9 protein-coding genes are annotated in these 12,215 nt (G+C 75.5%); 1 reads left to right on the forward strand and 8 read right to left on the reverse strand.

Going from position 1 to position 12,215, the window contains the following annotated elements:
- Positions 1-13 precede the first annotated feature (13 nt).
- Positions 14-958 (reverse strand): bifunctional riboflavin kinase/FAD synthetase, encoded by a 945-nt coding sequence (locus CG736_RS34695; RefSeq protein WP_083462140.1) that lies wholly within the window; start codon positions 956-958, stop codon positions 14-16.
- Between the two features lie 63 nt (positions 959-1,021).
- Positions 1,022-4,480, reverse strand: a complete 3,459-nt coding sequence (locus CG736_RS34700; RefSeq protein ID WP_100590082.1) for a serine protease — start codon at positions 4,478-4,480, stop codon at positions 1,022-1,024.
- A 199-nt stretch (positions 4,481-4,679) separates the two neighbouring features.
- Here CG736_RS34700 and CG736_RS34705 point away from each other — a divergent pair, with 199 nt between their 5' ends.
- Positions 4,680-5,189, forward strand: a complete 510-nt coding sequence (locus CG736_RS34705; protein WP_100590083.1) for a GNAT family N-acetyltransferase — start codon at positions 4,680-4,682, stop codon at positions 5,187-5,189.
- A 332-nt stretch (positions 5,190-5,521) separates the two neighbouring features.
- On the opposite strand, the gene truB is transcribed toward CG736_RS34705, so the two are convergent.
- The 6 genes from truB to CG736_RS34735 form a co-directional block, all read right to left on the reverse strand.
- Positions 5,522-6,427: a tRNA pseudouridine(55) synthase TruB gene (gene truB / locus CG736_RS34710; protein WP_100590084.1), complete on the reverse strand. Its 906-nt coding sequence runs from the start codon at positions 6,425-6,427 to the stop codon at positions 5,522-5,524.
- A 61-nt stretch (positions 6,428-6,488) separates the two neighbouring features.
- Complete coding sequence (locus tag CG736_RS34715; RefSeq protein ID WP_100590085.1) at positions 6,489-7,619, reverse strand: bifunctional oligoribonuclease/PAP phosphatase NrnA; 1,131 nt, start codon at positions 7,617-7,619, stop codon at positions 6,489-6,491.
- Complete coding sequence (gene rbfA / locus CG736_RS34720) at positions 7,616-8,053, reverse strand: 30S ribosome-binding factor RbfA (RefSeq protein WP_100590086.1); 438 nt, start codon at positions 8,051-8,053, stop codon at positions 7,616-7,618. Before rbfA ends, CG736_RS34715 begins: the two co-directional genes overlap by 4 nt.
- Positions 8,054-8,198: 145 nt before the next feature.
- On the reverse strand, positions 8,199-8,495 hold the full coding sequence (locus CG736_RS34725; RefSeq protein WP_043909696.1) for a DUF503 domain-containing protein: 297 nt from the start codon (positions 8,493-8,495) through the stop codon (positions 8,199-8,201).
- A gap of 124 nt (positions 8,496-8,619) precedes the next feature.
- Positions 8,620-11,721, reverse strand: a complete 3,102-nt coding sequence (gene infB / locus CG736_RS34730) for a translation initiation factor IF-2 (RefSeq protein ID WP_100590087.1) — start codon at positions 11,719-11,721, stop codon at positions 8,620-8,622.
- 189 nt (positions 11,722-11,910) lie between these two features.
- Positions 11,911-12,213, reverse strand: coding sequence for a YlxR family protein (locus CG736_RS34735; protein ID WP_083462353.1), 303 nt, complete (start codon positions 12,211-12,213; stop codon positions 11,911-11,913).
- Between the last annotated feature and the right edge of the window lie 2 nt (positions 12,214-12,215).

Below are 12,215 nucleotides of genomic sequence, written 5' to 3' on the forward strand. Positions count from 1 at the left end.
TGCCGGGCGCGGGTCAGGGGCGCTCGGTGAGGTCCCGGGCGCGCTTGACGTCCTCGGCCATCCGCTCCAGCAGGGCGTCGATGCTGTCGAACTTCTCCATGCCGCGCAGCCAGGCGAGGAAGTCGACGGCGACGTGCTTGCCGTACAGGTCGAGGCCGACCCGGTCGATGGCGTACGCCTCGACGGTGCGGTGGGTGCCGTCGAAGGTCGGGTTGGTGCCGACCGAGATCGCGGCGGGCATGGTCTCGCCGTCGGCGGTCAGCCAGCCCGCGTACACGCCGTCGGTGGGGATCGCCGAGTACGGCACGGTGTCCACGTTGGCCGTGGGGTAGCCGAGTTCGCGGCCGCGCTGGGCGCCCCGGACGACCACGCCCTCGACCCGGTGCGGGCGGCCCAGGACCTCGGCGACGCCCGCCATGTCGCCGGCCGCGACCAGGCGGCGGCACAGGCTGGAGGAGAACGGCTCGCCGTCGCCGGCGGCGCCGCGCACCTGCAGGTCGAGCACCTCGACCGCGAAGTCGTCGGCCCGGCCGAGCTCGGCCAGCAGCTCGACGTTGCCCGCCGCGCGGTGCCCGAAGCGGAAGTTGGGGCCCTCCACCACGGCCTTCGCGTGCAGCGCGTCGACCAGCACCGACTGCACGAAGTACTCCGGCGACTCCTTCGAGAACTCGGCGGTGAACGGCAGCACCAGCACGGCGTCCACGCCGAGCTGCTCGACCAGTTCGGCCCGCCGCGGCTGCGGGGCGAGCAGCGGCGGGTGGCTGCCCGGGCGGACCACCTCGCTGGGGTGCGGGTCGAAGGTGACGACGACCGACCTCGCCCCCAGCTCCCCGGCCAGCTCGACCACCCGATTGATGATCAACTGGTGTCCGCGGTGGACCCCGTCGAACGATCCGATGGTGACGACGCTGCGCCCCCAGTCCCCGGGGATCTCCTCCAGGCCGTGCCAGCGCTGCACCTGACCGCTCCTTGTTCCTACGGTGTGCACACCCGGTGCACTCGAAAGACCGAAACCGAACCCCTATAGCGTGCCATGCGACCGCCCCTGTCCAGGTACCGGAAGGCCCCCGGTGTGACCGGTCAGACGGCCGCCGGGCCGGTCCACCTGCCGTTCGGCCTCCGCGGCGGCGTACTGCGGGTCGCGGCCGGCCGCCGTGAGCGTCCGCATTCTGGTCAGCCGGGGCCCGGCAGGCGGTGGCGCGGCGTCGGCGGGCCAGTCCGCCAGCAGCCGGGCGAACCCCGCCCAGCGGCCGGCGCAGCGCACCAGGACGGCGTCCGCCCCGGGCCAGCCGCCGGCGATCCGGCGCAGCAACTCGCGCACCCGGGACGGCGGGTGACCGGCGTGCCGGGCCGCCAGCGCCTCCACCACGGCGCCCAGCACCACAGGATCCCGCTCGGCCGCCAGCAGGGCGTCCAGCAGCCCTCCACGGCCCGTGCCGGGGGAGGCCAGCACCGGTGCGAAGCGGGCCCGGGCCGCGGGCCCGGCGGCGAGCACCGCGGGCAGCAGCGGGCGGCCGTCCCGCCCGGCGTCCAGCAGCCGGTCCAGGTGGTCGGCGATCTGCCCGGCCCGCTCGGGCCGCTCGCGCAGCAGCTCGGCCGCCAGCAGCACCCCGGAGCGCACCACCGCCGGGTCCGCCGCCCGGTCGAACGCCCGCAGCCCGTCGCCGGCCCGCGCCCCGGGCAGCCGCGACCGCTCGCGGACCGCCGCCAGCACCTCGGCCGGGTACTCCTCGACCAGGTCGCCCAGCACCTCCTCGGTGAGGAACGGGTCGCCCGCCCGGTAGCCGGCCAGCGCCGCCGGCAGGTGCTCGGCCCGGGTCTGCGGGTCGCGCACCAGCAGCGCCAGCGCCGCGCCGTGCAGCGCCGGTTCGTCGTCCCTGGCGAGCAGGGTGCCGGCGGCCAGCCGCAGCAGCTGCGCGCCCGAGCCGCCCGCGTGCGGGGCGGTGCGCAGCGCGTGCACGGCGGCCGCGACGTGCCGCTCGGGGCGCGGGTCGTGGCTCCACCGGTCGACGGCCCGGCACAGCGCGGACGGCTCCCGCTCGGCGAGCCGCCCGAGCAGCGCGTCGGCCCGCGGGTGCGCGGCCGCGACCAGAGCCTCCGTCAACTCGTCCAGGGCCAGCGCCCGGTGCTCGAACAGCAGGGCGTCGGCGAGGTCGGCGGCGGCCGGCCCGGCGTGCTCGTACCAGCCGCACAGCAGTGGCAGCACGGTGTGCGGGTCGGCGGCCAGCAGCTCCGCGACGGCCTCCCGCACCGCCTCCGCCCGGCCGCCCGGGCCACCCGGACCGCTCGGGCTGCTCGGGCTGCTCGGGCTGCTCGGGTCGCCGGCGAGCCGCCCGAGCAGCGCGACCCGGTCGGCGGCGGGCAGCGGCAGGGCGACCCAGAACGCCGGGCCGAAGCGCTCGTCCCGCCCGGCCCGGGCCGCCAGCGACTCCAGCAGCTCCCGGTGCGCGCCGGGCTCGGGGCTGCCGGCGATCCCGGCCGCCAGCAGCCGGCCCGCCCACCAGTCGGGTTCGCCGCCCGGCTCGGCCCGCTCCAGCGCCAGCCGGATCCGGTGCAGCCAGCCGTCCAGCGCCCCCGCGCCGCGCGCCGCCCCCACCCGGCGCAGCGCCCCCGTCACCACGCCCACCCGGGCCCGGCCGACCGCGCCCTGACGGCCCTTCACCCCGACCGCCGCGGGCGGGAGGACGTTCCGGGCCGTCGGGTCGCCGGGGGCGTCGGCCGTCGCGTCCTCCTCCGCCAGCAGCAGGCGCAGCGCCGCGTCCAGGTCCAGGTGCAGGCTCTGCAGCCACTCCCCCCACTCCTCGTGGGCGGCCCGGTGCCCGGCGCCCGCCGGGACCAGCAGGTGCTCCTCGCGGACGGCCCGCGCCCAGCCGCCCGCGGCCGGGAACAGCCGGTCGAACTCCGCGGCGGGCAGCGCCCCGTCGCCGGCGCCGAGCATCAGCCGGGCGGCCTCGTGCAGCCGGCCGGCCACCACCACGGCCAGCCGGCGGAGCTGCTTGGCGTCCTCGCCGGGCGGGACGGGGCCGCCGCGCCGGTGGCGGCGCTGGCCGCCGGCGACGGGGGCGATCCGGCGGGCGACGGTCAGGCAGGCCAGGTCCAGCCAGCCGTCGAAGAGCTCGCCGCGGTCGGCGACCGGCCCGTGGACGCCCGCGCCGCGCAGGTCGCCGGCCAGCCGCAGCGCCAGCGGGTGGCCGCGGTCGGCGGGGCCGAGGAAGGGCTCTGGCAGCCCGTAGCGCCGCCCGGCCCGGGCCGCGGCGTCGTCGGTGAGCGGGCCCAGCCAGAGCGCCCGGGCGGCGGACCGCCAGGGGCCGAGCTGCTGCCAGCCGTCGGGGCGGCAGGCGACCAGGGCGCGGGCGCGGTGGGCGCCCAACCACTCCAGGGCGCCGGTCAGCCAGCGCGCGGAGAGCGCCAGCGGGGCCTCCTCGGGCCCGTCCAGCACCACCAGCAGCGGGCGGCCGCCGTCCGCGCACCGTTCGGCGAGCTCCGCCGGGCCCACCTCGGGGACGCCCAACTGCCGTGCCGCCGCGACGAGTCGGCGGTGCAGGGTGTCGCCGAGGGCGCGGTCGCCCAGGGCCAGGTCGGCGCCGCGCAGCCAGAGCGTGGGCAGTGGTTCGGCGGCGCCGGCCCGGCGGACGGCGAGCGCGGCCAGTTCGGTGGTGCGCCCGCTGCCGGCCTCGCCGAGCAGCACCGTCAGGGTGTCCTGCGGCTCCTCGCCGCTGAGGCCGTCGGGCCGGTCGACCCGGTCGGCGGCGAGCTCGGTGATCCGGCCGGGGCCGGCGGTGGCGGCGTCCAGCTGGGCGGCCGTCAGGCGCAGCCCGCCGGCCAGGTTGAGGGCGCGGCCGAACGCGGGCACGCCGGAGGCGTTGCGGGCCAGCAGCAGCCCGAGCGGGCCGTCCCCCGCCGGGACGTCGACGGACAGCGGGACGGCCGCCACCCCGGACCCGCCGGCGGTGCGCACCCGGGGTGCGACGACGGCCAGCACGGCCCCGGTGTCCGGGTCGAGGACGGGCGCGCCGGCCACCGGCGCCGCGGGGAGGTCGAGCAGCAGCACGCCCGGGACCGTCCGGGTCTGCACGCCGTCCCCGCAGCGGCCGTTCTCCCGGCCGAGCAGGCTGCCGCGGGCCAGCGCGGGCGTGCCGTCCTCACGGCGCTGGTGCGGCACCACGACGGGGCCGCCGACCTCGCCGCGCCCGATCGGCAGCGCGCGGCCCGGCACGCCGCCGACCGCCGTGGTCCGCAGCAGCGCCAGACCGCGTTCCGGCAGCAGGTCGACGCTCTCCGGCCCGAGCACCCTGGACTGGCCGCCCGGGGTGTGCAGTACCAGCCTGGGCAGGCCCGCCACCGCCTCGTGCGCGGTCACCACCGTGCCCTGCCGGTCGGCGACGAACCCGAGCCCGCACAACCGGCCCTGCACGTCCCGGATGCGCAGCAGCCCGTGCGCCGGGTCTCCCGCGAAGCCGGCGCTCGCGCCCTCGCCCATCCCGCCGGTCCTCCCTCCGCTCTGCGGCCGCTGTTCCGGCCGCCGGTCAGCCTGCCCCCCACCAGCCCCACAGCACCCCGCGCGCCCCGCTCACCACACCCGTTCACCTCGCGCGCCCCCGGCGACACGCCGCGCACCGCCCCGGCCGCCCCCGGAAAACCGGTGGGCCGGGCGGGCGGCGGTCTGCCAGCATCCGGGCATGGACGTCCGCCTCGACCCCTGGTCCGACTCCCGCTTCGCCCTGCTGGAGCGCATCAACACGCCGCTGATGCGCCGTCATGTCGGCGGCCCGGAGACCCCGGAGCAGCTGCTGCACCGCCACCGCCGCTACCTCGAACTCCCGGCGCTGGGCGGCGTCATGTACGCGGTGCTGGCCGACGGCGCCCCCGCCGGTTCGATCGCCTACCACCGGCGCGACTGGCAGGGCGAGGAGATCTACGAGACCGGCTGGAACGTCCTGCCCGAGTTCCAGGGCCGCGGCCTGGCGCTCGCCGCCGGCCGCCTGATGCTCGCCGCCCTGCGCGAGGCGGCCGCCGCGGACCGCACCGCCCCCGGCGCCCTGCACGCCTTCCCGGCCGCCGACAACGCCCCCTCCAACGCCCTGTGCGCCCGCCTCGGCTTCACCGACGCGGGCCCGTGCGAGTTCGAGTACCCGCGGGGTTCGGGGCGGTTCCTGCACAGCAACGACTGGCGCCTCGCCCTGCGCTGAGACGCCGAACGGCCCCGGCGGAGAAGCTCTCCACCGGGGCCGTTCACCGACTGTCGGAACTCCGCGCGGGCCGGCCTTCCGCCGCCGCGCCGCCACCGGCAGCCCACTGCCGAGCGCCACCGCGCCCACCCCCGACCGGGCGACCGCGAACCCGTCGTCACCCCCACCGGTCGACGCCGGCGAACCCCCGGCGCCCGAGCCGCCCGCCCGCACCGTCACCGGCTGCACCGCGGCCGACGACGACTCCCCCGACGCCGGCACCGGCGCGGCCGGGGCAGCGGCCGATCACCGGCGGGCCGACGGCGGAATCGCGCACGCGCCCTGACCGTCGGTCAGCCCACGAACACCGCGACCGGCTTGGCCTTCCCGGCGTGCTCCTCCACCAGCGCCAGGAACCGTCCGTCCGGGTCGAAGACCGCGATCGGGCCGTCCACGCCGAGGCCGGGAGCGGGCAGTCGCATGCCGTTGGAGAGCAGCTTGGCCTGCTCGGCGTCGATGTCCCAGCGCGGGAACGCGGCCGCGGCGGCGTCGGCGATCGGCAGGACCTCGAGCTTCTCCTCCAACTGCTCCAGGGTGTGCGCGGATTCGACCGAGTAGGGGCCGACCTTGGTGCGGCGCAGCATGGTCAGGTGGCCGCCGACGCCGAGCGCGGCGCCCAGGTCGCGGGCGAGTGCGCGGATGTAGGTGCCGGAGGAGCACTCCACGGTCACGTCGAGGTCGAGCACCGGCGTGCCGTCCTCGGCGACCGCCGGGCGCACCTGGTGCACCGTGAAGGAGTGCACGGTGGTCGGCCGGGCGGCGAGTTCGAAGTCCTCGCCCTCGCGGACCCGGGCGTACGAGCGCTTGCCGTCGATCTTGATGGCGCTGACCTTGGACGGCACCTGCATGATCTCGCCGGTGAGCTTCGCGATCTCGGCGTCGATCGCCTCCCGCGCCACCGCGTCGGCCGGGGCGGAGGCGGTGACCTCGCCCTCCCGGTCGTCGGTGATGGTGGTCTGGCCGAGCCGGACGGTGGCGTCGTACGTCTTCGCGGTGAGCATCAGGTGCCCGAGCAGCCGGGTGGCCCGCTCGACGCCGATCACCAGCACGCCGGTGGCCATCGGGTCGAGGGTGCCGGCGTGCCCGACCTTGCGGGTGCCGGCCAGCCAGCGGAGCTTGGCCACCACGCCGTGCGAGGTGATGCCTTCCGGCTTGTCCACGATGACCAGCCCGTCGGGGCCCGTCCCTTTACGCTTCATCGCTCTATCGTTTCATTCCCTGCGTCGCCGCTGCCGCGGCCGTCCACCGAACCGGACGAGCCTAGCGCGCGCTTTCCTCCGCCAACGCCACCCGGAACCGCTCGACGGTCTCCGGCACCCCGGCCCGGGCGGAGAACCCGGCCGCGAAGACGTGCCCGCCGCCGTCCAGCCGGGCGCACACCGCGGCCACGTCGACCGCGCCCCGCGAGCGGCAGGAGCCGCGCAGGGTACCGTCCGGGTCCTGCTTGAGCACCAGCGCGACGTCCGCCTCGGCGGGCTTGCGCAGCACGTCGATCAGGCCCTCGATCTCCTCCACGGTGACGCCGAACAGCGCCAGGTCCTGGTACGGCACCCAGGTCCACACCAGCCCGTGCCCGCCGGCCTGCTCGGGCTCGAACACGGCGCGGTCCAGCGCCCCGGCGAGCACCTTCAGGTAGCCGAACGAGGTGGTGTCCCACAGTTGCCGGGAGATCAGGTCGTGCCGGATCCCGGTGGCCAGCATCCGCCCGGCCATCTCGTGGGTGGCGGGCGTGGTGGCCCGGTACTTGAACGAGCCGGTGTCGGTGGCGATGCCGGTGTACAGGCAGGTCGCGATCGGCTGGTCCAGCGGGACGCGCAGCCGGCGCAGCAGTTCGTCGACCAGGACGGCGGTGGCGGGCGCGGACGGGTCGATCAGCCGGACGTCGCCGAAGCCCGGGTTGGAGGCGTGGTGGTCGAAGACCACCAGCGCGCCGGCCGCGAAGGCCTTGTCGCGCAGCAGGCCGAGCCGTTCCTCGGAGGCGGCGTCGAAGGCCAGCACCAGCGCGGGCGCGGCGGGCACCGCGGCGGCCGGGACGATCAGGTCCTGCCCGGGCAGGAAGGACAGCGATTCGGGGATGATCTGCGGGTCCTCGCCGAAGGACACCCGCACCCGTTTTCCGAGACCGCGCAGCGCCTGCGCGGCGGCCAGCGCGGAGCCCAGCGCGTCGCCGTCCGGGCAGATGTGGCAGATCAGGTCGATCTCGTCGGCGCCCGCGATCAGTTCCAGGGCGCGTTCCCACGCGGCCTCGAACCGACCGTCGCCGCCCTGCGCCCCGGGTTCGGGCGACGACCCGCTGCGCGGGCCCGGAAGCACCGCGAGGGCGGTCTCCACCTCAACAGTGGAGACCGCCCCCGCGGCGCCGGACTCGGCCGGCTTCCCGGCCGTGGTCACTCGTCCTCGTCGTCGTCGCGGGCCGCCTTGTACGGGTCGGCCTCGCCGGCGTAGGCGGCCCCGGCGGCCGCGGTGCGGACCGCGGCGTCGGAGACCCGGGCCTTGTCCAGCAGGTCGTCGATGTTCCGGGCGTTGTCCGGAAGCGCGTCGGCGACGAAGGTCAGGGTCGGCGTGAACCGCACCCCGGTCTGCTTGCCGACCTCGGAGCGCAGGATGCCCTTGGCGCTCTCCAGCGCGGCCGCGCTGGACTCGCGGTCGGTCTCGTCGCCGTAGACGGTGTAGAAGACGGTGGCCTCGCGCAGGTCACCCGTCACCCGGGCGTCCGTGATGGTGACGTACCCGAGTCGCGGGTCCTTGATCCGGCGCTGCAGGGTCTCCGCCACGACCACCTGAATGCGGTCGGCGAGCTTGCGCGCCCTTGCGGTGTCGGTCACGTTGCCTTGCCTCCTCGTGCAGTAGGCGCGGTACCCGGGTCATGACCTGGACCCGGTGGGGCCCTCTCCCCAACGTACCTGCCCGCGCCCAGCCTTGTGGGCGCTCTCGGTTCGGTGCGGGTGTGACGGTGGTGACGCCCGCAGGTCATTCGTCGTCGTCGTGGTGGTGCCGCCTCCTCGCGGAGAGCAGCATCACCTCGGGGCGGCCGGCGACGAGCCGCTCACAGCTGTCCAGGATCTCGTTGACGTACCCGGCGTCGCCGGACACCACCGCACAGCCGATCTCGGCCCTGCGGTGCAGATCCTGGTTCCCGACCTCTGCGGCGCACACGCTGTACTTGCGCTGCAGTTCGGCCACGATGGGCCGAACGATCGACCGTTTCTCCTTCAGCGAGTGCACGTCGCCGAGGAGCAGGTCGAAAGTGAGAGTTCCTACATACATGCAGTGACAGGCCTGGCCGGCCTGGTGGCCTCGAAGGATTCCCGACAGCCAGGACCCTAACAGCGCGGCCGGGGCCGGTCGACGGGATAACTGCACCCCGTCGACCGACCCCGGTCAGCAGCCGTTACGCGCGCGGCTTCTCGCGCATCTCGTAGGTCTCGATGACATCGTCGACCTTGATGTCGTTGAACGAGCCCAGCGTGACACCGGCCTCGAAGCCCTCGCGGACCTCGGTCGCGTCGTCCTTGAAGCGGCGCAGACCCTCGATGTTGAGGTTCTCCGCCACGACCTTGCCGTCGCGCAGCAGGCGGGCCTTGGTGTTGCGGCGGATGATGCCCTCGCGAACGATGACACCGGCGATGTTGCCGAACTTGGAGGAGCGGAACACCTCGCGGATCTCCGCGGAGCCGAGGCGCACCTCCTCGTACTCGGGCTTGAGCAGGCCCTTGAGCGCGGCCTCGATCTCCTCGATCGCCTGGTAGATGACCGAGTAGTACCGGATGTCGACGCCTTCGCGCTCGGCCGCGGTACGGGCACGCCCCTCGGCGCGCACGTTGAAGCCGATGATGATGGCGTCCGAGCCCATCGCCAGGTCCACGTCGGACTCGGTGATGGCGCCCACACCGCGGTGCAGGATCCGCAGCTCGACCTCTTCGCCCACGTCCAGCTTGACGAGCGCGTCCTCGAGGGCTTCGACGGAACCGGAGACGTCACCCTTGATGATGAGGTTGAGCTTCTCGATGTTGCCGGCGGCCAGCGCGGCCTCGAAGCCCTCCAGCGAGACGCGGACGCGGCGCTGGGCCATCGAGGCGTTGCGGTCGCGGGCGGAGCGCTTCTCGGCGATCTGGCGGGCGGTGCGGTCCTCGTCGACGACGATGAAGCTGTCGCCGGCGCGGGGCACCGAGGTCAGACCGAGCAGCATGACCGGACGGGACGGGCCGGCCTCGGAGAGGCTGTTGCCGTTCTCGTCCAGCATCGCGCGGACGCGGCCGTAGGAGTCGCCGACCACGATCGAGTCGCCGACCCGCAGGGTGCCGCGCTGGATGAGCAGCGTCGCCATGGCGCCGCGGCCCTTGTCCAGGTGGGCTTCGATCGCGATGCCCTGGGCGTCCTGCTCCGGGTTGGCGCGCAGGTCGAGGGAGGCGTCCGCGGTCAGGACCACGGCCTCCAGCAGCTCCTCGATGTTGAGGCCCTGGCGCGCGGAGATGTCGACGAACATGGTGTCGCCGCCGTACTCCTCGGCCACCAGGCCGAACTCGGTCAGCTGACCACGGACCTTGGTCGGGTCCGCGCCCTCGACGTCGATCTTGTTGACCGCGACCACGATCGGCACACCGGCGGCCTTGGCGTGGTTGAGCGCCTCGACCGTCTGCGGCATGACGCCGTCGTTGGCCGCGACCACCAGGATCGCGATGTCGGTGGACTTGGCACCACGGGCACGCATGGCGGAGAACGCCTCGTGACCCGGGGTGTCGAGGAAGGTGATCCGGCGCTCCTCGCCGTTCACCTCGGTCGCCACCTGGTACGCACCGATGTGCTGGGTGATGCCGCCGGCCTCGCCCGCGACCACGTTGGTCTTGCGGATCGCGTCCAGCAGTCGGGTCTTACCGTGGTCGACGTGACCCATGACGGTCACGACCGGCGGACGCGGAGCCAGCTGCTCCTCGTCACCCTCGTCGACACCGAAGTCGATGTCGAACGACTCCAGCAGCTCACGGTCCTCGTCGTCCCGGCTGACGATCTCCAGCACGAAGCCCATCTCGTCCGCCAGCAGCTGCAGCGTGGCGTCGGAGACCGACTGGGTGGCGGTGACCATCTCACCGAGGTTGAACATGACGGAGACGAGCGCGGCCGGGTTGGCGTTGATCTTCTCCGCGAAGTCCGTCAGCGACGCACCGCGCGACAGGCGAACGGTCGAACCGTTGCCACGCGGCAGCATCACACCGCCGACGGACGGGGCCTGCATGGCCTCGTATTCCTGACGCTTCGCGCGCTTCGACTTCCGGCCACGCGCCGGACGGCCACCGGGGCCGCGACCGAACGCACCCTGCGTGCCACCACGGGCACCCGGGCCACCGGGACGACCGCCGAAGCCGCCGGGACGGGCACCGCCGCCACCGAAGCCGCCGCCGCCACCGGCACCGCCGGGACGGGGACCGCCGAAGCCGCCACCGGCCGGACGCGAGCCCGGACCGGCCGGACGGCCCTGGAAGCCCGGACGAGCGCCACCCGGGGCACCCGGACGCGCACCCGGACCACCCGGACGAGCACCGGCACCCGGACCCGGACGCGGGCCCGGACGCTGCGGCATCATGCCGGGGTTCGGACGGGGCATACCGGACGGGCTCGGCGCACCGGGGCGCGGACCGGCCGGACGCGGCATGCCGTCGGGACGGGGAGCACCGGCACCCGGAGCACCGGGACGCGGAGCGCCGCCGGGACGGGGACCGCGCTCGCCGGCCGGGGCACCGCCCGGACGCGGAGCACCCGCACCCGGACCGCCGGGACGGGGACCGCGCTCGCCACCGGGACGGGGGCCGCGCTCGCCGGCGGGGGCACCGCCCGGACGCGGAGCACCCGCACCCGGAGCACCCGGACGCTGGCCGCGCTCGCCGCCACCCGGACGGGGAGCGGACGGACGGGCCATGCCCGAAGCGCCACCGGAGGTGAAGGGGTTGTTGCCCGGACGCGGACCGGCCGGACGCGGGCCCGGACGGGCCGCGGGGTTGGCCGGAGCCGGCCGCGGGGCGGCCGGACGCGCCGGAGCCTCACCGGCCGGAGCCGGGGAGGAGAACTCGGCCGCCGGAGCGGGCGCGGCAGGCGCGGCCGGCGCAGCCGGACGGGCCGCCGGGCGCGGACCCGGGGTCGGCGCCCCGGCGGGCTTCGGCGCAGCCGAGCCCGCGGCGGGCGCGGGGGTGGTGGGACGGGGGCCCGGCGTCACAGTCGGACGCGGGCCAGGGGTGGGGGCACCCGGCTTGGGTGCAGCCGAACCGGCGCCGCCGGTCGGCTGGGGCGCCGCGGGCTTCCGCGGGCCAGGCTTCGCGGAGGACGCGCCGCCGGACGGCGGGGTCGCTCCCAAAGCGTCAGTCAACTTGCGCACGACCGGCGCCTCGATCGTCGAGGACGCCGAACGCACGAACTCACCCAACTCGGTGAGCTTGGCCATGACGGCCTTGCTCTCCAAACCAAGTTCCTTGGCGAGCTCGTATACCCGGACCTTAGCCACTTCGCTCCTGTCTATACGTCCGGGGTGTCGTCCGCCGGACTGTCGCTACTTCATGGGCGTACTCATCGCGTACTCATCGAGTGCTCATCGCAATCTCGACCTACTTCCATCTCGCGAGGTACCTGACTGTGGCGCACGGCGATGTACCCACTGCCGTGCGCTGGTGCGTGTTGCCGGGCACGAGGCCCGTCAGCGGGCCGACTGACCGTCGGCCGGACTTGCTCCTGCCCCGACGTACTCCCGCAGGGCGCCGGGTTCGAGCGTGCCCTGGACCCGGAGGGCCCTCGGGAACGCCCGGCGGCGGACCGCGAGGTCGAGGCAGTTCGGTACGGGGTGCAGATACGCGCCCCGGCCCGGCAGTGTGCCGCGAGGATCGGGGACGCACTCGCCCTCGCCCGCCACGACACGCAGCAGCTCGTGCTTGGCCGCCCGCTTGCGGCAGCCCACGCAGGTGCGTTCAGGGCATGCACGGGCATGCGTCCGGCCAGACACGC

This window comes from Kitasatospora sp. CB02891 (assembly GCF_002803145.1).
Taxonomy (GTDB): Bacteria; Actinomycetota; Actinomycetes; order Streptomycetales; family Streptomycetaceae; genus Kitasatospora; species Kitasatospora griseola.

What these genes read in the sequence shown, in the direction of transcription:
- CG736_RS34725 (WP_043909696.1), bottom strand. Translation starts at nt 8,495, where the DNA reads ATGTATGTAGGAACTCTCACTTTCGACCTGCTCCTCGGCGACGTGCAC.
- CG736_RS34705 (WP_100590083.1), top strand. Translation starts at nt 4,680, where the DNA reads ATGGACGTCCGCCTCGACCCCTGGTCCGACTCCCGCTTCGCCCTGCTG.
- truB (WP_100590084.1), bottom strand. Translation starts at nt 6,427, where the DNA reads ATGAAGCGTAAAGGGACGGGCCCCGACGGGCTGGTCATCGTGGACAAG.
- CG736_RS34700 (WP_100590082.1), bottom strand. Translation starts at nt 4,480, where the DNA reads ATGGGCGAGGGCGCGAGCGCCGGCTTCGCGGGAGACCCGGCGCACGGG.